Origin of the sequence: Pantoea sp. DY-15, from assembly GCF_019795935.1 — a bacterium.
GTDB classification, from domain to species: Bacteria; Pseudomonadota; Gammaproteobacteria; order Enterobacterales; family Enterobacteriaceae; genus Pantoea; species Pantoea leporis.
The window spans coordinates 17,515-41,796 of the sequence record NZ_JAIMIF010000005.1 but is presented as its reverse complement, the minus strand read 5'-3'; the positions used below and the strand labels follow the sequence as shown (position 1 = coordinate 41,796).

Below are 24,282 nucleotides of genomic sequence, written 5' to 3'. Positions count from 1 at the left end.
GCGCTGGGGCGCTGCTACAATCCGCCCCCTTTTTTGTTAACGACACGTAATTAAGCCAGGAGGCAACGGTGTTTGATCGTTTTAAACTCGGCCTGAATCATATTTTGCCTAAAAAAGGGCTCACCGAGCTCGCCGGTTGGGGTGCCAGCCGCCGTGGTGGCTGGCTCACTAAAGCGGTCATCGACCTATTTGTCTGGTACTACAAAGTGGATATGGCGGAAGCCAGCAAGCCACATACCGGCAGCTACCGCACCTTCAATGATTTCTTCGTGCGTCCGTTAAAAGAGGGCGCGCGTCCGATCGATACTGATGCCTCTTTACTGGCGCTGCCCGCCGATGGCGCGATCAGCCAGCTGGGCCGCATTGCCGGCGATCAGATCTTCCAGGCCAAAGGCCACACTTACAGCCTGCAGGCGTTGCTGGCTGGTAACGACGATCTGGCGGATCAGTTTCATGACGGCGAGTTTGTTACCACTTATCTCGCCCCGCGCGATTATCACCGCGTGCATATGCCGTGTAACGGCATCCTGCGCGAAATGATCTATGTGCCGGGCGATCTCTACTCCGTCAACCCGCTGACCGCACGTAACATCCCGAATCTGTTTGCGCGTAACGAGCGCGTGATCTGCGTATTCGATACCGATCATGGCCCGATGGTGCAGATCCTTGTCGGTGCCACCATTGTGGGTAGCATCGAAACCGTGTGGGCGGGCACCATTACGCCACCGCGCGAAGGTGTGATTAAACGCTGGCGCTATCCGTCTGCCGATCATGATGGTGCGGTGGTGCTGCTGAAAGGCCAGGAAATGGGTCGCTTCAAGTTGGGTTCAACGGTGATCAACCTGTTCGCGCCAAATCGCGTGAAGCTGGCAGAAAGCCTTGAAGCCGAAAGCAAAACCCGCCTCGGTCAGCCGCTGGCCATCGCCCTGCCTCAGCCTGGCGACAGCGTCTCACTTAGCAAATAACCCGGAATCTCTCCCGTGCGTGTTTTCCTTTCCCTGCTGCTGAGCCTTGTGCTCAGCAGTTCTGTATTTGCAGCGACCGTTCCGCAATCCAGCCAGCTTAAGCAGGAACTGGATGCGGCTAAATCCGCGAAAAGCTCACCCGCGCAAACCGAACAGGTGCAGGCGCTCGAATCAGCGATCAATTTCCTCAACGAGCGCGATGAGTCGCTGGAGCGCGCGAAGCAGTATCAGCAGGTGATTGATGATTTCCCGCGGCTGGCGCGCGAATTACGTCAGCAGATCGCCACGCTGACGGACAGCAGCAAGGCGGTGCGCAGCAATATGAGCAGCGCCGAGCTGGATCAGGAGCTGTTACAGGTCAGCAGCCAGCTGCTGGAGGAAGGCCGTCAGGCGCAGCAGGAGCAGGATCGCGCCCGTGAGATCAGCGATTCACTGTCGCAGCTGCCGCAGCAGCAAACCGATGCACGCCGGGCGATGACCGAAAGCGATCGTCGCGCGCAGAGCGCTTCGACGGCGACTACGCCGCTGGCGCAGGCGCAGATTTACGCGCGTCAGGCGGAAAACGCCGCCAACAAAGCGCGCGTGGACGAGTTAGAGCTGGCGCAGCTTTCGGCGAATAACCGTCAGGAACTGGCGCGTATGCGCGCCGAAGTGCATCAGCGCAAAGCGACTCAACTGGATAACTATCTGCAGGCGCTGCGCAATCAGCTCAACAATCAGCGCCAGCGCGAAGCTGAACTGGCGCTGGAGCGCACCGAGCAGCTGGCGGAAAACAGCGGCGATCTGCCGAGTTCGATCAGCGATCAGTTCCGCGTTAACCGCGAACTCTCCGCAGACCTCAATCAGCAAGCGCAGCGCATGGATTTAGTCGCTTCGCAGCAGCGTCTGGCCACCAATCAGACCTTGCAGGTGCGTCAGGCGCTGAGCACGCTGCGTGAGCAGTCGCAATGGCTGGGGGCGTCCAATCTGTTGGGCGAAGCCTTGCGTGCGCAGGTTGCCCGTCTGCCAGAAATGCCGAAATCTCAGCAGATCGACAGCGAAATGGGCCAGCTGCGGGTGCAGCGTCTGCATTATGAGGATCTGCTGGAGCGCCAGCAGGAACTGCGCAAAGCCAAACAGGATGACGGCACGCCGTTCAGCAGCGATCAGGTACGCATCCTCGAAGCGCAACTTAAAACCCAGCGCGAACTGCTGAACTCACTGATTTCCGGTTGCGATACGCTGATTCTGGAAATCACCAAGCTCAAAGTTTCCAATACGCAGCTGCAGGATGCCTTAGCCGAAGTTAAAGATGCGACGCATCGCTATCTGTTCTGGACCGCTGACGTTAATACCATCGGCCTGAATTTCCCGGTGGAGATGGCGCAGGATCTCAAGCGTCTGTTGTCGCTGGATACCGCCGGCCAACTCGGCAAAGCGCTGGCGATGATGTTTACCAATCGCGAAACCGTGTTGCCGATAATTGGTGCGATTCTGCTGGTTGGCTTCAGCATCAGCTCACGTCGTCACTACAACGCCTTTATGGAGCGCTCCGCCAGCCGCGTCGGTAAAGTGACGCAGGATCGCTTCAGCCTGACGCTGCGCACGGTATTTTGGTCGATTCTGGTGGCGGTGCCGCTACCGGTATTGTGGGCCGCGCTCGGTTACGGTTTACAGCATGCCTGGCCTTATCCGTTCGCCGTGGCGATTGGCGATGGCATCACCGCCACGCTGCCGCTGCTGTGGGCCTTTATGATCAGCGCCGCGTTTGCGCGTCCCGATGGCTTGTTTGTGGTGCATTTCCGCTGGCCGCAAGCGCGCGTGGCGCGTGCCATGCGCTATTACTCGCTATCGGTAGGGCTGATTGTGCCGCTGATCATGCTGCTGATCGCCTTTGCCAATCTCGACGATCCGCAATTCTCCGGCACGCTGGGACGCGTGTGCTTCATCCTGATTTGTGGCGCGCTAAGTATCGTTACCGTTAGCCTGAAACGCGCCGGTATTCCGCTCTATCTGGATAAAGAGGGCAACGGCGATAACTTCGTGAACCGCATTTTGTGGAACCTGATGATCGCCCTGCCGCTGGTGGCTGCCCTCGCCTCCTGCATCGGTTATCTCGCCACCGCGCAGGCGCTGCTGGCGCGTCTGGAAACCTCGGTGGGCATCTGGTTCTTCCTGCTGGTGGTGTATCACATCATCCGCCGCTGGATGCTGATTCAGCGCCGCCGCATCGCCTTTGACCGTGCACGTCAGCGTCGTGCCGATATGCTGGCCAACCGCGCGCGCAGTGAAGAAGAGAAAGAGCAATCAACGCCAGCGAATGCCGACACCATCGAAATCGATGAGCCAAGCATTGATCTCGATGAGATCAGCGCACAGTCGCTGCGTCTGGTGCGTTCAATCCTGACGCTGATTGCGCTGGTTTCGGTGATTGTGCTGTGGTCAGAAATCCACTCGGCGTTTAGCTTCCTTGATAACATTCCGCTGTGGAATGCCAGCACTACCATTCAGGGCGTGGACAGCGTGCAGGCGATTACGCTGGGTGCGGTGTTGATTGCGATTCTGGTGCTGATCATCACCACGCAGCTGGTGCGTAACATGCCGGCGCTGCTGGAGCTGGCGCTGTTGCAGCATCTCAGTTTGGCGCCGGGCACCGGCTACGCCATTACCACTTTGACCAAGTATGCTTTGATGCTGATTGGCGGCTTGATTGGCTTCTCAATGATGGGCATTGAGTGGTCGAAGCTGCAGTGGCTGGTTGCGGCGTTGGGTCTGGGGTTGGGCTTTGGGATGCAGGAGATTTTCGCTAACTTTATCTCCGGCCTGATTATCCTGTTTGAGAAACCGATCCGTATTGGCGATACCGTGACCATTCGCGACCTGACGGGCAGCATCACGCGCATCAACACGCGTGCCACCACCATCACCGATTGGGACCGCAAAGAGATCATCGTGCCGAACAAGGCTTTCATCACTGAGCAGTTCGTGAACTGGTCGCTGTCGGATTCAGTGACGCGTGTGGTGCTGACGATTCCAGCGCCCGCCAGAGTCAACAGTGATGAAGTGACCAAAATTCTTAAGCAGGCAGCCGATCGCTGCACCTACGTGCTCGATATGCCAGCGCCGGATGTGTTCCTTGTCGATCTGCAGCAAGGTATTCAGCTGTTTGAACTGCGCGTGCATGCAGCGGAGATGGGGCATCGCATGCCGCTGCGCCATGAACTGCATCAGCTGATTCTGCGCGGCTTTGAGGAGCATGGCATTGAGATGCCGTTCCCGCCGTTCCAGGTGCGCATGGAGACGTTAGGAAAGCAAAACCCCGCGACTAACGGTGCGCCCGCCAACAAGACCTTCAAATCTGGCGGATTATAGAAACAAAACGCCCGGCAGTTGCCGGGCGTTTTTTATTGCCGCTCAGAGTGCATCACTTCACAAACTCTTCGCCCTGCGCGATATCTTTCTTCAGCGTTTCCAGCATGCCGTTCAACGCCTGCTGTTCGAAGGCACTCAGCGTGCCCAGCGGACGGCGTTCAACGATGCCGTTTTTGCCCAGCAGCAGCGGCTGCGAGAAGAAGCGGGCATATTCACCATCGCCTTCCACATATGCGCACTCAACTACGTTGGCTTCGCCTTGCAGGGCGCGAATCAATGAAAGGCCAAAACGGGCCGCCGCTTGTCCCATCGACAGCGTCGCCGATCCGCCACCGGCTTTGGCTTCCACCACTTCGGTGCCCGCGTTCTGAATACGTTTGGTGAGATCAGCCACTTCCTGATCGCTGAAGCTCACGCCTTTCACCTGCGACAGCAGCGGCAGAATCGTTACGCCTGAATGTCCGCCCACCACCGGCACTTCAATCTCGTTAGGCTGCTTGCCTTTCAGCGTCGCGACAAAGGTATTGGCGCGAATGATATCGAGGGTGGAAACGCCAAACAGGCGATTCTTGTCATACACGCCGGCTTTTTTCAGCACTTCGGCCGCAATCGCCACCGTGGTATTCACCGGATTGGTGATGACGCCAATCAGCGCTTTTGGCGCGGTGCTGGCAACCTGTTCGATCAGGTTACGCACGATACCGGCGTTAACGTTAAACAGGTCGGCGCGATCCATGCCCGGCTTACGCGCCACACCCGCGGAAATCAGCACTACATCAGCACCATGCAGCGCAGGCGTAGCATCTTCACCGCTAAACCCTTCCACGGTGACTGCCGTTGGGATGTGACTGAGATCTACCGCCACACCGGGCGTTACCGGGGCGATATCGTAAAGTGAGAGAGCTGAGCCTGCGGGTAATTGCGTTTTGAGCAGCAGTGCGAGCGCCTGGCCAATACCACCAGCGGCACCGAGAACGGCAACTTTCATCCTGAACTCCTTATTAAGGTGGGGCAGAGATATGCCGAAAATCCATCAGGTTACGAGTTTAATCAACTTCTCAGGCGATAGCGACTAAACCTGTCGCGCACTAAACACTACGCCGCAATCGGCTCCCGAGACATCTCCACTTCAGAAGTCGCCTGAATGATTCATTCGCAGCCAGAAGACAATGGACGGCAATGATCATCGATATTGTTGTTACCACTTCAATAATATAACAACTTCGCAACCTTCGCTTTGCGCGTCCACCCGCGATTTTGGTGCAACATCATATTCTGTTATGATGCCCGCCCCGCAGGTCATTACCGCGATTCTCTTACCAGACTTATTGCATAAAAATTCATCTAAATGCATAATAATTTATCTGCCGTGGGCCTGTTGCCCTCTGCAACCCTCTTTTAATTGGTAGCTTATGCGAAACCCATCGAAACAAGACGACTTGATCAAGGCGTTTAAAGCCTTATTAAAGGAAGAGAAATTCAGCTCCCAGGGCGAAATCGTGCAGGCGCTGCAGGAAGACGGCTTCGAGAATATCAATCAGTCCAAAGTTTCTCGCATGCTGACCAAGTTCGGCGCGGTGCGCACGCGCAACGCCAAAATGGAGATGGTTTACTGCCTGCCTGCTGAACTTGGCGTACCCACCACCACCAGCCCGCTGAAGAATCTGGTGCTGGATATCGATTACAACGATGCGTTAGTGGTGATTCACACCAGTCCGGGCGCGGCGCAGCTGATTGCGCGCCTGCTGGATTCGCTGGGCAAAGCGGAAGGCATTCTCGGCACCATTGCTGGTGATGACACCATCTTTATTACCCCCGCGCGCACCTTCTCGGTAAAACAGCTGTACGACGCGATCCTGGTTTTATTCGAACAAGAGCTATAAAACCCTGCTGCATACCGGCAGTTCCTCTGCCGGTTAATTTACCCTTTGCGCTTCATTCGTAACCATTCTGCTACAAATCCCTTTGTAAATAATAAGTTATCCATATGCCCAGCGGTTCTTTTCAGCCGCTATCATTGGTACGACCTTTATGCCTTTTTAACCTTATGCGCTATTTTACGCTGCTTTACACATTGTGCTCAGTGTCTTTCCCTTCTCTATGTGTATCAGCCAGCGAGATCAACCACGATCTTTCGCACTAAAAGATAATTTGATGTAGATCATTGTTTTTACGGTGAAATAACCACCTATGGTTAAGATCCAGGCGTTTTTTATAACTTCAGGTTCTAAAAAAGTGCCATAAGGATAAAGAATTACAACCAAACATTATTAGCTCGGTATTAATTTCATGGGTGATTAGATCTATACTTGTTTTCGTGATGCAAATCACACGAAAGAAAAAGATAAAAATAGACGACGAGGAAAATTATCATGAACGTTAAAACTACTATCGCGACTTTAAGTGTTCTCTCTGCCCTGTCATTTGGTGCTTTTGCAGCAGATTCTATTAATGCCGAACAGGCAGCGAATCTGCAACCTGCGGGCACCATTAGCGTCAGCGGCGTGGGCGGTTCTCCAATGGAGATCCGTCAGCAGTTAAACGATAAAGCCGACCAGCAAGGTGCGAAAGCCTATCGCGTGGTTGAGGCGAATACCGGTGACAGCTACCACGCAACCGCTGAGCTGTACAAATAAGTTATTGACTTAAAAGCAATGTGAACGGCGACCCGTTTGAGACGCTCTTGCGTCTCAGGTTGCCGGCCCCCATTTCAGGAGAGTGAATCATGAAAACCAAATTAGCTATCGCAGTACTGGGCCTGGCTTCTGTTCTTTCTTTTGGCGCGAGCGCCGCCAGCCTGGTTTCAAACCAACAAGCTGAACAGTTGCAATCTCTGAACCAAACCATCAGCGTGAGCGGTGTTGACGGCGACCAAACCAACGTTCGTCAGGAACTGTCACAGAAAGCCGATGCGCAGGGTGCCAGCCATTACCGCATCATCGAAAGCAACCGTGGCGATACTTTCCACGTAACTGCTGAACTGTACAAATAATCACTAATTGAACGTCCGGTGTCTTGATGGCGCCAGGCAATAGATCGACGACCCGCCACCCCTTTTCTGCCGCAGGTTGTTGATTAAACGAGGAGAAAATTATGAAAATCAAAACAACCATCGCAACTGCTACCCTGCTTTCCCTGTTCGCCTTTGGTGCTTCTGCAGCACAACTGGTCACCGAACAACAGGCGCAGAATCTGCAACCTACCGGCAGCACCATTTCAATCAGCGGAACCGGCGGTTCGCCAATGGATTATCGCGCCGAGCTTTCTCAGAAAGCGGATGAGCAAGGTGCCAGCGCTTACAAAGTGATTGAAGCGAAAACCGGCGACAGCTACCACGTGACAGCTGAGCTGTATAAGTAATTCCTCGTCAATTAAGACGAACCCTTTGGCCCCGCTCGCCGGGGCCCTTTTTACTTTATATTGAAGCGGAGCTGGCCTTCCAGCTCCTCTTCTGCTTCATCAAATAGCAGGATCAATGCGCCATACCGGCGTTTCTGCCCTTTCCCCAGATTTACAAATTCAATCTCCAGCGGCAACGGCAGTTGCTCACCGACAATCGCATCCCAAAGATCGTCAAGATCGTTGATGGCGAGATCGGCTAGCGCAAAACGATCGCTAAACTGTCGATAAAAATGGGCTTGATCGACAATCTCGTCGAAATCGAAACGCTCGGTTCTCATCATGACGCCCTCTTGGTTGTTGCGGCTAGCTGAGTCCGCCGAGGTGCAACGCTTTAACTTCCAGATACTCTTCCATCCCCAACACCGATCCTTCACGTCCCAGTCCAGACTCTTTCACGCCGCCAAACGGTGCCAGCTCAGTGGATACCGCGCATTCGTTAATGCCGATCATGCCCGCTTCCAGCGCCGCTGAGACGCGGAACACCCGTTGCAGATTCTGCGTGTAGAAGTAAGCCGCCAGGCCAAATTCGGTATTGTTGGCACGCGCAATCACCTCAACTTCGTCGTCAAAGCGGAAGCAGGCCGCAACCGGACCAAACGTCTCTTCCTGCGCCAGCTTCATCTCTTCATGCGCTTCGCCAATCACCGTTGGTTGCCAGAAGTTGCCGCCAAGAGGATGACGTTCGCCGCCGACCAGCAATTTGCCGCCTTTACTCAATGCATCTTTGACGTGCTCTTCCACTTTCTCCAGCGCGGACGGCTCAATCAGCGGGCCAACGATCACGCCTTCTTCCACGCCATTTCCGACTTTTAGTTTGCCCACCGCATCGGCCAATTGATTAACGAAGCGATCGTAGACCGCGTTATGCACATAGAAACGGTTGACGCTGACGCACACCTGCCCGGCGTTGCGGAATTTGTTGGCAATCGCGCCCTGCACCGCCGCATCAATATCGGCATCATCAAACACGATGTAAGGCGCGTTGCCGCCTAACTCCATCGAGACTTTTTTCATGGTTTCAGCCGCATTACGCATCAGCGTTTTGCCTACCGCGGTGGAACCAGTAAAGGAGATTTTGCGCACCGCCTTGCTGGCCATAATCGCGTCGCTGATGGCATGCGTATCGCCCGCCACCGCATTGAGTACGCCATCAGGCACACCGGCTTTCTGCGCCAGCGCCAGCAACGCGAAGGCGCTCAGCGGTGTGTTGTTAGCGGGTTTGATGATGCCGGTACAGCCTGCGGCCAATGCGGGGCCAAGTTTGCGCGTCAGCATCGCCATCGGGAAATTCCACGGCGTGATCGCCGCGACCACACCAATTGGTTCGCGCGTCGCCAGAATGCGCGAGCCTGGTTTAGCCGGCGGGATGATTTCACCGTTGGCGCGTTTCGCCTGCTCGGCAAACCACTGAATAAAGCTGGCGGCGTATTCCACTTCACCTTCGGCTTCTTTAAGCGGTTTACCCTGCTCGGCGGTCATCAACTGGCCGAGCCAGCTTTTGTTCTCGATGATCAGCTGATACCAGCGATAGAGGATTTCGGCACGCGCCTTGGCGGTTTTATCGCGCCAGGCGGGAAAGGCACGCTGCGCGGCGGCAATCGCCTGTTCGGTTTCTTGCTGGCCGGCTTTCGCCACGTTAGCGATAACTTCGCCGGTGGCAGGATTGGTCACCTCAAAGGTGGCGCTGGCGTTATGCCACTGACCATCCGCGAAATAGCCGGTCTTGAAAAATTCGTGTTGTTGCAGGGAAGTGGACATCTGTTTTCTCCTGTCAGTTTGCGTCCTGTCAGGAAAGTATAGATGCCAATATCAGAGGTTTTTGTGTCAGCGTGGGATCTAAAAGGCCGCTGCAGGTTGCAGCGGCCAGTTTCAGATTTGTATTAAGGTGTTCTGATACTTATCCAGCATCAGTGCCAGCCGTTTCACCGGCTCGGTGACGTTATCAGGCGCAGCATAGTGCTGCAGCTTCTCCTGATACACATCCAGCTCCTTCAGCAGCCGCTCGAAGTAATAGCGCCGCTTATCATCGCTGGTCGCGGAGATAATGCGGTCGGCGGTGTAGCGCAGCTGGCGGTGATAGGCCGAGAGATCTGCATTCACCGGCACTTCGGCATTGCGCAGGCGTTGATGGCCGATAATCAGCGTCAGCGCGATCCGGTATTTATCGATATCGCCGGGGAACAGGTTGAGCAGCAAAAACAGTTGCTGATACAGCGCCGGCAAGTGGTTTTCACGACGACGCGCCTGATTAGTGGTCAGCGCAGCAACTGCGGCATACATAAAGCGATTCAGCAGTTTACGTCCGGTACGCTCTTTGGATTTATCGCGAATCAGCAGAATCACCATCATCGCTACAAAGCAGCCAATCACCTGGCCCAGCACGTTATCGAGGAATACGTTGAACTCGAACTTCATCGGGTTATCCAGCACCAGCACGTTGATGGTACCAATCAACGCACCCAGCGTACCCAACTGACGACGCTGCACGAAGATGCCGCCGATAAAACCCAGCGCGCCGATGGCGATACACAACAGCAGCGCACTTTGCTGGGTCGCGGGCAGAATAAAGATGAAGTAGAGCGCGCCGAGCGGCACCGCAACCGTCATGCCGTAAAGGAAGTCTTTCGCCATCATTAACGGATTCGGCATACGCATCGCCAGCGCGGTAATCACCGCCAGCATCACCATGCAGCCGCTGCCTGATGTCCAGCCGGTATACAGCCAGAACAGCGATCCCAGCGCGGTGGCGACGAAGGTACGTATACCGTTGATCATCGCGTGATGGGTTTCCGCAGAGCGCGCCTGAATCACTACCTCACGCTGCAGAATGCTCTCTTCCAGCGTGGTGATACGGCTATTACTTTTAATGCCGTTAATCAGCAGCAGATATTCAGTGGCCGCGCCGACCCAACTCGCCAGCGTCACCGGCACGGTTTTGCTGCTCACGCCAATCAGGCGACGCATCACCTTCATGCGCTTATGCACATCATTGACGCTGTTGACCTCTTTTTCGATCAGCAAACGATAGTGCGGCGGAATGAATTCCGGGCGCGAGTTTTGAATCAGGAAAGTTTCGGCGGCCTGCGTGATCAGCGTCAGCGATAAGGTGTTGAGCATTTGCAGGCGGCGGCTGGAGTTTTTCCAGCGTGAGGATTCCATCATCAGCTGGCCGCGCATGCCGTTGAGTGCCGTGGTGCGACGCACTAACGCGCTCCAGGCTTTATCCACTTCCTCTTTGTCTTCATGCGCGACGCACAGCTGCAGCAATTTGTAGTGCGCCACCAGCAGCGCGTCCACTTCCTGCTCAATCACTTTCTTGATCGAACGCGGCGAGAACAGCATGTCGGCGAGGATGGCACACAGAATACCGATGACGATTTCACTGCAGCGCTCAACCGCGTACTGCGGAGCCAGCGTTAAGCCGCCGCTAGCATCCGCCGTCACCACGATGATCAGCGCGGTGTAACCGGCAAGACCCAACGCATAGGAGTTTTCGACTTTGATCAGCGAAGAGAGCCACACGCACATGCCGGCCCACATACAGCACAGCAGCAGCATCACCACCGGCGCGCGCACCGTGGCAATCATGATGGTGAGCGCGGCGATACAGCCAATAAAAGTACCGATGATGCGCAGAATGCCGCGATAGCGCAGCGCGCCCGAATAGGGATCGCCCCCCGCAGCAAAGGCGGTACCACCGGCCACGATGCCGGCGGTCATTACCGCCCAACGCGGCGTTTCCAGATTGAAGTGAAAGCCAATCATCAACGCCGCAACCAGCGCGAAGGTGAGCTTCACCGGGAAACGCAAAAACTCAATCATATCGCCCTCGCTTAACCAAACTCACGCAGGCGATTGAACAACTGTGCCAGCGGCGAGACTTTGGTTTCGCGATCCTGCGCACCGGTGATCACCACCGTCGCCGTGGTCCCCGCCGGGAAGCGGTTGCCCGGTTGCTCGTCGAGACGAATACGCACCGGCACACGCTGCGCCAGACGCACCCACTCCAGATTCGAGTCGATGGTCGCCATGCCTTTGCTGTCGCTAGTGCTGCTGCTGTTGGTTACGCCCGCCGCGATGCTGTCAACGGTGCCGCGCAGTACCGCGTTGCTCCCCAACGGCGTGATTTGCGCGCGGAAGTCCGGACGCACGCCATCCAGCTTGGTCTCTTCCATATAGGCCAGCACATAGAAGGAGTGCTGTTGCACCAGCGCCACGGCTACCGAGCCGCGCGTGATGAATTCGCCCTGATAGACATTGAGGTTGGTGACCCAGCCGTCAGATGGCGCTTTGATAGTGGTGCGATCGAGGTCGATCACCGCCAGGTCGCGCGTGGCCACAGACTTCGCCAGCTGATGCTCGCTGGTTTGCAGATCGTTGTTGGATTGCTCAATCGCTTCACGCGACATGGCGCTGGTACCCAACTGATTGCGGCGACTGGCTTCACGGCGTTTTTCACTCACTAACGCCTGGTAATACTCGACATCCGCCTGGGCTTCGTCCAGCGCTTTTTGGTAGCGCGGACGGTCAACCACAAACAGCGTGTCGCCTTTTTTCACCAGCTGGTTGTCGTGCACCGGCACGTCAGTGATGATGCCGGTGACGTCAGGCGAGATCGCCACCACATCGGCAGAGAATTTGGCATCACGCGTCCACGGTGATTCGGTGTAGAACACCCAGGCGCGGAAGATGATCACGATGGCGATGACAACCAGCAGGAGTGTAATCGCGTATCGCGCGATTTTTCTTATTAGCGCTTTCACTTAAAAAACCTCAGACGAATAAACGGGATACAAGGTAAAACACGCAGCAATACAGCGCAGTGTTAAACAGTGCCGGATGCCAAACCAGATCGTAGATCCCGCTAGGCGTTAGCACGCGTTTCACCAGCCAGAACAGCGCCAGTGAAACCAGTAGTTCAATGAAGATGGGCGGAAAACTCAGCCCGAATACGACAAATACCGGAAGCACACTCATTTCGGATCCTTAGTTCGACCTTGCCGGATTGCACCGATACCTGCCCACGTGCCGTGTAGCACGTTGGGTTTACGATCAGGGGATGACGGATAAACTGATGGCAACATTCAGGCCGCGTTGAGCTAATCATAGCGTATCATCGGGCTAACACAGCCGTGTTCAGGTGCAGTGAAGAGACCCAGCGCGCGTATAGTAACGCGCTTGACTATACGTTTTCTACATATTGTGAGCTAAATCACTTTTTAGCCAGAGTAAACAATGGATCGACTTAAAAGCATGTCCATTTTCGCCAAAGTGGTTGAATTAGGTTCATTTACCGCCGCGGCGCGCCAGCTACAGCTTAGCGTTTCGTCTATCAGCCAGATTGTCGCCAAACTGGAAGATGAGTTACAGGTTAAATTGCTTAATCGCAGCACGCGCAGCATTGGCCTGACTGAAGCCGGAAAGATCTATTTTCAGGGCTGTCGCCGCATGCTGGCGGAGGCGTCGCAGGTACACGAGCAGCTGTACGCCTTTAACAACACGCCGATCGGTATTCTACGGATCGGCTGCTCATCGACGATGGCGCAGAATGTGTTATCAGCGATGACCAGCGAAATGTTACGCGAATATCCGGGATTGAGCGTCAATCTGGTGACGGGCATTCCCGCACCCGATCTGATCGCCAACGGTTTGGATTTGGTGGTGCGCGTGGGCGCGCTGCAGGATTCGAACTTGTTCTCGCGTCGGCTGGGTGCAATGCCGATGGTGGTGTGCGCGGCGAAGAGCTATCTGGCACAGCATGGCACGCCGGAAAAACCCAGCGAGATCGATAATTTTTCGTGGCTGGAATATAGCGTGCGGCCGGATAACACTTTTGAACTGGTTGCGCCGGAAGGATTGGTTACCCGCCTTACGCCGCAGGGCCGTTTCGTCACCAACGATTCGCAGACGCTGATTCGCTGGCTTAAAGCAGGTTGCGGTATCGCCTATGTGCCGTTGATGTGGGTGATTGATGAGATCAATGCGGGGGAGATCGATATTCTGTTCCCGCAATATCACTCGGAGCCGCGCCCGGTCTATGCGCTCTATACTGAGAAAGACAAGCTGCCGCTGAAAGTGCAGGTGTGCATTGATTATCTGACTGAGTATTTCAGGCAGGTAGCGCAGCAGTATCAGCAGCATCGGAAAGGTTGAGGGCAGATGTTCAGGTCGCCATACATGGCGACCTGACAACGTTAGGCGGTACCACCTACGGTGATTTTATCCAGCTTCAGCGTTGGCTGACCCACGCCAACCGGTACGCTTTGTCCCTCTTTACCGCATACGCCGACGCCTTTATCCAGCGCCAGATCGTTGCCGACCATCGAGATCTGCTGCATCGCTTCGATGCCGGAGCCAATCAGCGTGGCGCCTTTCACGGGCGTCGTCACTTTACCGTTCTCAATCAGATAAGCTTCTGAGGTGGAGAACACGAACTTACCGGACGTGATATCAACCTGGCCGCCGCCGAAGTTTGGCGCGTAAATGCCGTACTCCACGCTTTCGATGATATCTTGCGGCGTCGATTTGCCTGCCAGCATGTAAGTATTGGTCATGCGCGGCATTGGCAGGTGCGCGTAAGATTCACGGCGACCATTGCCAGTTGGGTTGACGCCCATCAGGCGCGCATTCAGCTTGTCCTGCATGTAGCCTTTCAGCACGCCATTTTCGATCAGCATGTTGTACTGGCCCGGCACGCCTTCATCATCGACCGCCAGCGAACCGCGCAGACCTTCAATGGTGCCATCGTCAACCACGGTACACAGCTCTGAAGCCACCAGCTGGCCCATTTTGCCGCTGAATACCGATGTCGCACGACGGTTGAAGTCACCTTCCAGACCATGTCCAACTGCTTCGTGCAGCAGCACACCCGGCCAACCTGCGCCCAGCACCACCGGCAACATGCCAGCGGGTGCCGCCACGGCGGAGAGATTGACCAGCGCCATGCGCACCGCTTCGCGCGCCCAGACATCGGCACGCACATCACCGCTCTCATCGGCGAGGAAGAATTCATAACCGGTACGCGCGCCGCCGCCGCTTGAGCCACGTTCGCGTTTACCCTGATCTTCCACTTGCACGCTGATGGAAAGACGCACCAGCGGACGAATATCTGCGGCCAGCGTACCGTCAGTTGCGGCGACCAGCACCTGTTCGTAGACGCCACTCAGGCTGGCATTCACTTCCTGCACACGTGGATCGGCAGCACGCGCCACTTTATCGACGCGATGCAGCAGGGCAATTTTGTCTTCGCGCGTCAGGCTATCCAGCGGATTAACGGGCGCATACAACGAACGGTTCAGCACCGCCGATAAGGTATGCGCTTTGCCGTTGCCTTGTTCACGCACGATGCTGCGCGCCGCTTCAGACGACTGACGCAGTGCATTCAGGGAAATCTGGTCAGCGTAGGCGAAACCGGTTTTCTCGCCGCTCACGGCGCGGACGCCCACGCCCTGATCGATATGGTAAGAACCATCTTTGATAATTTTGTCTTCCAGCACCCAGGATTCGTGGAAACTGGACTGGAAATAGAGATCGGCATAATCCAGACGACGTTCTGAAAGCTGCCCTAACAGGGAATAAAGGTCCTGCTGATTAATGCTGTTCGCAGTTAGCAACTGCTCACTTACCAGATTCAGAGTCATCGTTTCTCACTCATTATGTGCTCGGATAGTCATAGCCTGCGGCAATTACCCGACGGCGTCAAATTCACTTCTTCTCGTCTTCGCGCGGTTTGCGCAGTACTTCATTGATTTCCGGCTTATCCAGCGGTCCGCTGATGTGGTAACGCAACAGTGAAATCTTATTCCACAGCGGTCCCAGCACTTTGCTGGCGGCGAAGACTGCAGCACCGACCACCGGATTGATGACGAATGCAGTGGCAACGCCGACCGACGCGGAGATTTCCGGGGCGACCACCGCTTCCATGTCGATCTGACGCTTCACCAAATCGATGTTGCCCTTCATGGCGATATCCGCTTCCAGGCCATCCACCAGCAGGTTATCGGTACGCATCACACCGTTTTCAATCCACGCGGTGCCGTTGATCGAATCGAAATAGAAACCATCACTAAAGGTGTCGCTGAAATCGAAGCGCATCTTGCGTAGCAAGGCATCAAAGCTAAACAGGCGCAGTAACTGCCCGGCGCGACCGGTATTCACATCGGCGATCTGACCTTTGCCAAAGTGGGTTTTCAGCGTACCGCTTAGCGTCTCTTCCGATGGCTGCCACGGCGCAGAACGCCAGTGCAGATCGTAATCGAGTTTAAACGGTGCATCGCGCAGCGGCGTGTTCATACCAAACCAGTTAGCCGCGTCATTGATGTTGTCGCCGCTCAGGCTGCCCTTTAGCGAAGTGCGCTGATCGCCGGGTTTATTCACCCATTCACCCGTCACGTGCAATTTTGAGCTGCCAGAATCAATCGAGGCGTTAGTGAGTGCTAACGTATCGCCTTGCGGCTGTAGCTTCGCCTGCATATGGCCAAACTTCTGCCCGCGAATCCAGCATTCATCACAGTTGAGCTGCAACGCTGGCCAGCTGCTGAAGTTGATGTTGCTGCTGTTGCCGCCAAACGGCGATGATTTTCCATCGCTTTTCTCAGCCCATTCAGGATTGTAGTAAAGATAGCTCAGGTTGATCTGCCACGGAGAGCGCTGCGCCGTCTGCAAACTGCCTCGTGCTTCACGGCTCTCCAGCTGCAAGTGGGTGTTGCCGGCTGGCCCCTGCGTAACGGTAGCGTTAACGTCGTGCCATTGCTGACCACCAAGCGTCAGCGCCGGTGTGCGCAGAATAAAGTCGCCCGGCAGCGCCGCGCCGCCCACTTCCGGCTCGCCCTGAGCGTTACGCGAACTCCCCGCGCCAGCCATCATTCCCATCCAGGCTTCGCCATCCAGCGGCGGGAGATTGAGCTCCATGCCGCGCTTCTCGGGCAGCTTCGGTGTGCTTTTCGCATCATTCAGCCAGATCCCGCGATCAACGCGCAGCTGCGGCTCCAGAATCCAGCGGCTATTGAAACGATGGCGCTCGCGCACGCTGCCGCTCAAGGTAAAGCCTTTCAGATCGCCATCCGCGTTGATGGTAATCGGCATCGCTTCACCAGCCGCTTTATCCAGCGGTGCTGGTAAGTGACTGCTTACTGCTTTGCCCTCGCCTTGCAGTGCCACTTTGTAGGTTGCGCCGCCTTTATGCGGCAGCGTGATATCCACATTGCCCTGCCACGGTAAAAAACCGTCTAACTGACGCGTGATGGCATCCGGCAGCACCTTGAGTTTACCTGGCTGCCAATCGCCCAGCAGTTTGACGTTCACGCCAAAATCGTTGGGATTCTCTTTCGTGCTGAAACTCACGCCGGTTGGCTGCCCGAACCAGTTGGCCTGCAGCTCTTCACTCTCCAGATTGCCGTTGTTGTAACGGAAGCGGCCGGTGAGATTGTTCAGCGTGGTATTTAACGGCTTGATATGCAGGCTGTTGTTGTTCAGCACCACATTGCCGCTGGCGTGCACCTGCTCGCCATCCAGTGGAATATCAAGATTCAACGTGCCGCGCACATTGCCGCCAATCTGTAGCTCCTGCAGCGCCGCGCCGAGCGTCGGTTTCAGCGGCGTTTGCTCGAAATAGTCAGCGATTTTTTTGCCTTCGCCGCTGATGTCACCATCGATGATCAACTTCTCTTTCAGGTAATCCGGAATCACCGCGCTGACATTGCGCGCATCAACCTCGCCGAGCCTGGTTTTATCGGCTTTCATCCACAAACCGTTGTTGAGGAAGTCGAGATTGATGTCGAGGTTTTCCAGCGCAGGCCAGCCTGGCTGGAACTGGAAGGTGGCATTGCGCAGCGGAACCCAAACTTCAAACATGCCGTCATTGTGTTTGAACGGGAACAGCGAGGGATCGCCAGCAAACAGCAGCGTGGCGTTATCCACCTGCCCGCCTTTAATCGCGTCACTGAGATAGTGAGTAAGATCGTGGCCCATCAGCTGCTGCGGGAAATAACGCCACGCATCGCCAGCATCGGTAACGCGAATTCCGGCGAGAATATCGAGGCGCGGCGCGCTACCCAAATTCTGCTGGTAGCGGAAATCGCCGCGTGCCCACAGCGAACGGGCCTGCACATCCAGCTGATGTCCATCCAGCGTTAAGCCGTTAGCATCGCGCAGCCAGTTGAGCTGGCCAGTGATCTGTTTAATCTGCAGCGGAGCCTGGAACATATCGCCGTACGGTACTTCCGCCTGGCCCATCGCCACATCCAGCAAGCCGTTGTTTAAGCTGCCGCTGGCGCTCCCGCTGAGATTGCTGATACCCGGCAGTAATTCCCACTGTTGCCAGGCGAGATCGCGCCATTTCACCTGCAAACGCGTTTGCTCAGGCTGCTGCAGCGGAATATCCAGCGCCAGCGCATCAATGTGGCCACGCGGCTGCAGCGCACGCCAGTTATCCAGCAAGGTTGGGGAAAGCGGTGCAAACAGCGGAACGATGGGCGCCAGACGTTCTAAATCCAGCTGCGTGGCACGCACGCGCATCTCCGGCGCACTGTTGGCGCCGAGCATCTGCTTATCTTCCGGCTTCCACAGCAGGGAAAAATGTCCTGGCGCCCATGCGATGCCATCCGTTCTCAAGCGGGTTTGCGGTACCGAAAGGCTCCAGCCATTCTGGTAGCGCGACAAGTGCGCGGTTAAGCCATCAACCTCTAATTGATGATCGCCCTGCTCGCCGCGCCAGCGCGCGCCACCTTTGCTCAACAGCAAATCACCGGCGTAGAGATCGCCATCGCGCAAATTCGCCCACGCGGCCAGACTGAAGCGCGCGCTTTCAAGGCTGGTGTTATCACGCAGCCACGGACCAATCCACGGTCGCACATCCACATCATCGGCCTGCATCCAGATGCGGCCATCGCTGAGTAAACCGTTGCTGTCGTTGAGATCGAGCCTCACCTGCACCACGCCATGCTGGCCGGTAAAACTGGAGAGGCTCACTTCGCCCTCGGCGCGGTGACGGGTATTTTCGTTCAGCCAGGTAAGGCGTGGAATCGCCAGTTCAGCATGCTGGCCGGACGGCGTCAGAAAACGGATGCTGCTGTCGCGCAGATCGAAGTGATCGAACTGACGCAAAAACAGATCGTTAATTTGCGCCGGTTTGAAGCTGTTCTTCTGTTCGTCACTGGTGAACAGCGGGTGATTGGTTTCGAGATGCAGCTGCCAGAAGGTGAGATCGCGGAATTGCCAGCGCCAGTGCAGCAGCGATTGCCACACGTTGAGCGCCAGATTGACGCGGCCGATGGTCAATTGCCCATCTTCCTGCATCGCGACGTTGAGATTGCGCATCTGCAGCGTCGGGCCAAAATTCTCCCATTTGCCCTGCAGTTCGCTGGCCGTCACCGTGACGCCGCTGACGCGTGAGATCGTCTGCAGAATATCGCTGCGATAACTGTTGAGGTGCGGCATCACGAGGCGCAACCCGCTGACCAGCAGCGCCACAATTACGATGATTGCGGCGAGCAGCAGTAACAAAATCCTCGGCAACCGCCTCACACACCTCTCCTTGCTGTCCGTTGGCTTGCGGAACTCAACCTCAATATCACATCATGACGACATCAAACTGCTCTTGGGTATAGAGCGGTTCAACATGAACTTTGACCTGTTTACCGACGAAGATCTCCACTTCCGCCAGCGCGTGTGACTCTTCGCCCTTTAACGCGTCGCCGACCGCCGGGGAAACGTACACCAGGAAACGGTCGGAATCGTAGGCGTGATGCACGCGCACAATTTCACGCATGATCTCATAGCAGACGGTTTCCACCGTTTTCAAGGTGCCGCGCCCTTTACACACCGGGCAATCGGCGCACAGCACATGTTCAATACTTTCACGCGTGCGTTTACGCGTCATCTCCACCAAACCGAGCGCCGAGAAACCATTGATGCCGGTTTTCACCCGATCTTTGCTCAGCGCGCTCTCCAGCGAATGCAGCACACGGCGGCGATGCTCGTCGTTACTCATGTCGATGAAATCGATAATGATGATGCCGCCGAGGTTGCGCAGTCGCAGCTGACGCGCGATCGCTTGCGTCGCTTCAATGTTGGTGTTGAAGATGGTCTCGTCGAGATTGCGGTGTCCGACAAACGCGCCGGTGTTGATATCCACCGTGGTCATGGCTTCGGTTTGATCGATAATCAGATAGCCGCCGGATTTTAGCTCGACCTTACGCTCCAGCGAACGCTGGATTTCGTTCTCAACGTCAAACAGATCAAAAATCGGCTGTTTGCCGCTGTAAAGCTCCAGCTTGCTGGCCATTTCCGGAATATATTCGCTGGTAAATTCCACCAGCAAATCGCAGGTCAAACGTGAGTCCACGCGAATGCGATCCAGCGCGGCACCGGCGAAATCACGCAGCACGCGCTGCGCTAACGCCAGCTCACCGTAGAGCAGGCAGCGCGTCTGATTACGCTTTTTACGCTCGCTGACTTTGGTCCACAAACGTTTCAGGAAAGCGGCATCCTGCGACAACTCTTCTGAACCAATGCCTTCCGCAGCGGTACGAATAATAAAGCCGCCGAGATCGTCACAGTGCGCTGCAACCACCGTTTTCAGTCGTTCACGCTCGGCCTCGCTCTCAATACGCTGCGAGACGCCGACGTGTGACGCGCCAGGCATAAACACCAGATAGCGCGAAGGCAAAGTAATGTCGGTGGTGAGGCGCGCACCTTTGGTGCCCAGCGGATCTTTCACCACCTGCACCATCAGATCCTGGCCGGGACGCACCAGCTCGCCAATGTCGCGCACCACAAAATTTTTCTTCTCATCACCCGCCACGCATTCGGTGTGCGGCATGATGTCGGAAGCGTGCAGAAAGGCGGCTTTTTCCATGCCGATATCGACAAAGGCCGCCTGCATGCCAGGTAAGACGCGACTGACGCGTCCTTTATAGATGTTGCCCACGATGCCACGTCGTGCTTCACGCTCAATGTGGATTTCCTGCAGAATGCCGCCATCAATGTAGGCAACACGGGTTTCTGAAGGTGTCACATTTACCAGCAGTTCAGCCGTCATCTTGTCCCCTTAACGCCCGCAGTGACTGAAAATAGCTCAGCAGCTCACCGGTCTCGACCAGCGGCAATCCCACCACGGCGTGATAACTTCCATTAATCTTGCGGACAAAATTGCCGCCAAGGCCCTGAATTCCGTACGCGCCGGCTTTATCCATCGGCTCGCCACTGGCGATATAGTGCGAAATTTCCTCCGCCGTCATCGTGCGGAAGGTCACGTCCGTGGTCACCAGACAATCCAGCTCACGCTGCGTATCGGCCAGCGCCACCGCGGTCATCACCTTATGAGTTTGTCCCGACAGCTTGCTCAGCATCGCGGCGGCGTGCGCGGCATCCTGCGGTTTTTCCAGTACTTCACCGTTCAGCACCACGATGGTATCAGCACCCAGCACCGGCAGATCCTGCGGTGCCACCGCGACGCCCGCGCGCGCCTTATCCGACGCCAGACGACGCACGTAAGCGTCAGCCGCTTCTTCAGGCTGACGCTGCTCTTCTACGTGGGTAATCAGGCGTTCAAATTGCAGACCAAGCTGCGTTAACAGCTCACGTCGACGCGGTGAACCGGATGCGAGGTACAGGCTTATCATAGTATTCCTTACTGAACAGCGAATTGACGGCGAATCTTTCTCATCAATAAGAATAGCCAGGGCCACAGGACGCCGTCGACCACGCTACTCCAGAAGATTTCCGGACGGAAAGAAACGTTGATCACCAGGAATTCTGCCCAGAAAACAATCACATCCACCGCAAGGGACAGCACCATAACCATTAATGCCTGCTGCCACAACGCTAAGTTTCGGAATAACTGAAATTTAAAGGCCACCAGATACGCGATGATGCTAAAGGCTAATGCGCGCACGCCAAGTGTTGAACCGGCCACCAGATCCATGATCGCACCGAGACAAAAACCGGTGCCGACATTCACCCGATGCGGCAACGCCAGCACCCAGTAAATGAGGATCAGTAATAGCCATGAAGGCCGGAACATATAGATCTGTTCCGGCCACGGCATGATTTGCAGGATAAGGGCAATCAGAAAGGACAGCCAGATAACCCATCGGCCCTGGCTGCGATATCGACTCAAGGCTGGCCTCCGCGTGTGTTCGCAGAATTCCCTTGCGAACGACTGCCATTAGCGGGTTGCGGTGGCCCCATTTGCTGCGACGACTGCAAGGTATCCGGTGCCGGAGGGCCCATTTCGCCTGCTGGCGGCAGAACCTGCGGCATCATCTGCATTAAACGTTCGTTGGCCACGCGATGCACTTCGTCCGGTGCCATTGGTGCCACGCCGTTGCGATCCGCGCCCCACAGCAGTAACAGATAGCGCAAACGCTGCAAGCCAGCTGCTGGACGCGCCTGAATCACCGTGTAAGCACGCTGTGTATCGACTTTCACCGAGGAGACAACGCCAACCGGATAACCTTCCGGGAAGCGGCCGCCCAGGCCAGACGTGACCAGCACATCGCCGACGCGAATATCGGTGTTGCCCGGCAGATGCTCCAGCTGCAGATCTTCGCTGCAGCCATTACCGGCAGCAATCACGCGAATATCGTTACGCAACACCTGAATCGGCAATGCATGCGAGGCATCGCAAATCAGTAATACGCGACTGGTAACCTGACCGACCGCGACCACCTGACCGACCACACCTTTATCACTGATCACCGGCTGGCCTTCGTAAACACCGTTTACGCTGCCTTTGTCGATAACCACCTGATCGGTATAAGGATCGGTGCCGGTGGAGATCACCTGCGTCACCATCTTATGCTCATCCTGGCGCAGCGGCGAGCCAAGCAGTTCGCGCAGACGCGCGTTTTCCTGCTTATATTGCCCCAGCATCAGCAAGTCACTGTTTTTCAGGAAGAGCTCACGGCGCAGTGCTTTATTTTCCAGCTCCAATTGCTGACGGGACGCCAGCGTTTCGGAAACGCCATCAAGAAGTTGTCTTGGCCCGTTGGCCAAAAAATAAAATGGACTGACCGACGTGTCCAGGTAGTTGCGGATCTGGGAAAAGGAGCTCACGCGGCTATCGGCGATAATAATCGCGATAGCCACAATGACTGCCAGAAAGAGACGCAACTGCAGGGAAGGTCCCCTGCTAAAAATCGGCTTCATAAATTCTGCGTGTTCCTCGACATCAGGGAAGAAGCGTTAGCCTAATAGCCAACGCCTCCAGAGCTAGACGCATCTCGCCGTCGTGCGTTGCAGCAGCAGCGTCAGCATAGGCGCTATTCCCTGCGCAATTTGACCAGGGCCTCAGCCGTTGAGGAATTACTCCTCGCTGAACAAATCGCCGCCATGCATGTCGATCATTTCCAGCGCTTTACCACCACCGCGTGCTACGCAGGTCAGCGGATCTTCTGCCACGACCACCGGAATACCGGTCTCTTCCATCAGCAGGCGATCGAGGTTACGCAGCAATGCGCCACCGCCGGTCAGCACCATACCGCGCTCGGAGATGTCAGAAGCCAGCTCTGGCGGGCACTGTTCCAGCGCAACCATCACCGCGCTCACGATACCGGTCAGCGGTTCCTGCAGCGCTTCAAGAATCTCGTTCGAGTTCAGGGTAAAGCCGCGTGGCACGCCTTCTGCCAGGTTACGGCCGCGTACTTCAATCTCGTGCACTTCATCGCCCGGATAAGCAGAACCGATACCGTGCTTGATGCGCTCCGCAGTGGCTTCACCGATCAGTGAACCGTAGTTGCGGCGGACATAATTAATGATAGCTTCATCGAAGCGGTCACCACCAATACGCACAGAAGAGGAGTAAACCACGCCGTTCAACGAGATCACCGCCACTTCAGTGGTACCACCACCGATATCAACCACCATGGAACCGGTTGCTTCAGAAACCGGCAGGCCTGCACCAATCGCCGCAGCCATTGGCTCTTCAATCAGGAACACTTCGCGTGCGCCTGCACCCTGTGCAGATTCACGGATGGCGCGACGCTCAACCTGGGTCGCACCCACCGGTACGCAGACCAGCACACGCGGGCTTGGACGCATAAAGCTATTGCTATGCACTTGCTTAATGAAGTGCTGCAGCATTTTTTCGGTAACGAAGAAGTCGGCGATCACGCCATCTTTCATAGGACGGATAGCAGCGATGTTGCCCGGCGTACGGCCCAGCATCTGCTTAGCGTCATGACCGACAGCCGCTACGCTCTTTGGGGAGCCGGCACGATCCTGACGAATGGCAACCACAGAAGGCTCGTTTAACACGATGCCTTGTCCTTTCACGTAAATCAGGGTATTCGCGGTACCCAGGTCAATGGACAAGTCATTGGAAAACATGCCACGAAATTTTTTAAACATACTAAGGGATAATCCTGCAAGCTGGGGGCGGAAAATAAAATCCGCCTACTTTACCAACCACGCGAAGCCGCTACAAGGCGCAAAAACGTTCGGCTTCGGTGAAAAAATACGCTGAATACTTTTTTGGCCTGATCGTAGGGTCTTTTGCCGCAGTTAAATGGCGTTAACACGCCGTTTTAACCTAAATTGCCCCGGCGCTAGCCGGCGAATTTCG

General features: G+C 55.8%; 20 protein-coding genes. 7 read left to right on the top strand and 13 right to left on the bottom strand.

Translation table 11 applies throughout. The features are described from left to right. Window positions 1-68 precede the first annotated feature (68 nt). Both asd and mscM read left to right on the top strand, forming a co-directional pair. On the top strand, window positions 69-965 hold the full coding sequence (asd, locus tag K5Y32_RS17945; protein ID WP_101762854.1) for an archaetidylserine decarboxylase: 897 nt from the start codon (window positions 69-71) through the stop codon (window positions 963-965). Window positions 966-980: 15 nt separating this feature from the next. After that, the gene (gene mscM / locus K5Y32_RS17940) at window positions 981-4,316 is read left to right on the top strand and encodes a miniconductance mechanosensitive channel MscM (RefSeq protein WP_222185331.1); all 3,336 of its coding nucleotides are present in this window, start codon (window positions 981-983) and stop codon (window positions 4,314-4,316) included. 52 nt (window positions 4,317-4,368) lie between these two features. Here mscM and mdh read toward each other — a convergent pair whose 3' ends face one another. Then, entirely contained in the window at window positions 4,369-5,304 is a 936-nt protein-coding gene (gene mdh / locus K5Y32_RS17935) for a malate dehydrogenase (protein WP_222185330.1), read from the bottom strand. 424 nt (window positions 5,305-5,728) lie between these two features. Here mdh and argR point away from each other — a divergent pair, with 424 nt between their 5' ends. From argR to yhcN (K5Y32_RS17915), 4 genes are all read left to right on the top strand, one after another. Then, a complete protein-coding gene (gene argR, locus K5Y32_RS17930; protein ID WP_008101964.1) occupies window positions 5,729-6,199 on the top strand; it encodes a transcriptional regulator ArgR in 471 nt (156 codons plus the stop codon). A 489-nt stretch (window positions 6,200-6,688) separates the two neighbouring features. Next, entirely contained in the window at window positions 6,689-6,952 is a 264-nt protein-coding gene (gene yhcN, locus K5Y32_RS17925) for a peroxide/acid stress response protein YhcN (RefSeq protein WP_222185329.1), read from the top strand. Between the two features lie 89 nt (window positions 6,953-7,041). After that, window positions 7,042-7,308 (top strand): YdgH/BhsA/McbA-like domain containing protein, encoded by a 267-nt coding sequence (locus tag K5Y32_RS17920; protein WP_007891990.1) that lies wholly within the window; start codon window positions 7,042-7,044, stop codon window positions 7,306-7,308. A 101-nt stretch (window positions 7,309-7,409) separates the two neighbouring features. Next, window positions 7,410-7,676: a peroxide/acid stress response protein YhcN gene (gene yhcN, locus K5Y32_RS17915; protein WP_008101968.1), complete on the top strand. Its 267-nt coding sequence runs from the start codon at window positions 7,410-7,412 to the stop codon at window positions 7,674-7,676. A gap of 50 nt (window positions 7,677-7,726) precedes the next feature. Here the strand turns inward: yhcN (K5Y32_RS17915) and K5Y32_RS17910 are convergent, their stop codons facing one another. The 5 genes from K5Y32_RS17910 to aaeX all read right to left on the bottom strand — a co-directional run bounded on the left by K5Y32_RS17910 (window position 7,727) and on the right by aaeX (window position 12,695). After that, the gene (locus K5Y32_RS17910) at window positions 7,727-7,996 is read right to left on the bottom strand and encodes a hypothetical protein (protein ID WP_036647722.1); all 270 of its coding nucleotides are present in this window, start codon (window positions 7,994-7,996) and stop codon (window positions 7,727-7,729) included. Window positions 7,997-8,021: 25 nt separating this feature from the next. Continuing rightward, a complete protein-coding gene (locus tag K5Y32_RS17905; protein WP_222185328.1) occupies window positions 8,022-9,476 on the bottom strand; it encodes an NAD-dependent succinate-semialdehyde dehydrogenase in 1,455 nt (484 codons plus the stop codon). Window positions 9,477-9,587: 111 nt separating this feature from the next. Next, entirely contained in the window at window positions 9,588-11,540 is a 1,953-nt protein-coding gene (gene aaeB, locus K5Y32_RS17900) for a p-hydroxybenzoic acid efflux pump subunit AaeB (protein ID WP_222185327.1), read from the bottom strand. 11 nt (window positions 11,541-11,551) lie between these two features. Next, the gene (gene aaeA, locus K5Y32_RS17895; protein WP_222185326.1) at window positions 11,552-12,481 is read right to left on the bottom strand and encodes a p-hydroxybenzoic acid efflux pump subunit AaeA; all 930 of its coding nucleotides are present in this window, start codon (window positions 12,479-12,481) and stop codon (window positions 11,552-11,554) included. A 10-nt stretch (window positions 12,482-12,491) separates the two neighbouring features. Continuing rightward, window positions 12,492-12,695: a p-hydroxybenzoic acid efflux pump operon protein AaeX gene (gene aaeX / locus K5Y32_RS17890; protein WP_021508145.1), complete on the bottom strand. Its 204-nt coding sequence runs from the start codon at window positions 12,693-12,695 to the stop codon at window positions 12,492-12,494. Window positions 12,696-12,953: 258 nt separating this feature from the next. Here aaeX and aaeR point away from each other — a divergent pair, with 258 nt between their 5' ends. Continuing rightward, on the top strand, window positions 12,954-13,871 hold the full coding sequence (gene aaeR, locus K5Y32_RS17885; RefSeq protein WP_222185325.1) for an HTH-type transcriptional activator AaeR: 918 nt from the start codon (window positions 12,954-12,956) through the stop codon (window positions 13,869-13,871). A gap of 41 nt (window positions 13,872-13,912) precedes the next feature. On the opposite strand, the gene tldD is transcribed toward aaeR, so the two are convergent. From tldD to mreB, 7 genes are all read right to left on the bottom strand, one after another. Beyond that, entirely contained in the window at window positions 13,913-15,358 is a 1,446-nt protein-coding gene (tldD, locus tag K5Y32_RS17880) for a metalloprotease TldD (RefSeq protein ID WP_101762843.1), read from the bottom strand. Window positions 15,359-15,422: 64 nt separating this feature from the next. After that, window positions 15,423-19,241, bottom strand: a complete 3,819-nt coding sequence (gene yhdP, locus K5Y32_RS17875) for an AsmA2 domain-containing protein YhdP (protein WP_222185324.1) — start codon at window positions 19,239-19,241, stop codon at window positions 15,423-15,425. A 46-nt stretch (window positions 19,242-19,287) separates the two neighbouring features. Continuing rightward, window positions 19,288-20,757 (bottom strand): ribonuclease G, encoded by a 1,470-nt coding sequence (gene rng / locus K5Y32_RS17870; protein WP_101762841.1) that lies wholly within the window; start codon window positions 20,755-20,757, stop codon window positions 19,288-19,290. Then, window positions 20,747-21,340, bottom strand: coding sequence for a nucleoside triphosphate pyrophosphatase (locus tag K5Y32_RS17865; protein WP_222185323.1), 594 nt, complete (start codon window positions 21,338-21,340; stop codon window positions 20,747-20,749). Before K5Y32_RS17865 ends, rng begins: the two co-directional genes overlap by 11 nt. Window positions 21,341-21,348: 8 nt before the next feature. After that, window positions 21,349-21,837, bottom strand: a complete 489-nt coding sequence (gene mreD / locus K5Y32_RS17860) for a rod shape-determining protein MreD (protein WP_101762839.1) — start codon at window positions 21,835-21,837, stop codon at window positions 21,349-21,351. Next, window positions 21,834-22,868 carry a rod shape-determining protein MreC gene (mreC, locus tag K5Y32_RS17855; RefSeq protein ID WP_222185322.1) on the bottom strand — a complete coding sequence of 345 codons (1,035 nt, stop codon included), beginning with the start codon at window positions 22,866-22,868 and terminating at the stop codon, window positions 21,834-21,836. The genes mreD and mreC overlap by 4 nt, the downstream gene beginning before the upstream one ends. A gap of 156 nt (window positions 22,869-23,024) precedes the next feature. Further along, on the bottom strand, window positions 23,025-24,068 hold the full coding sequence (gene mreB / locus K5Y32_RS17850; RefSeq protein WP_007891976.1) for a rod shape-determining protein MreB: 1,044 nt from the start codon (window positions 24,066-24,068) through the stop codon (window positions 23,025-23,027). Window positions 24,069-24,282 lie beyond the last annotated feature (214 nt).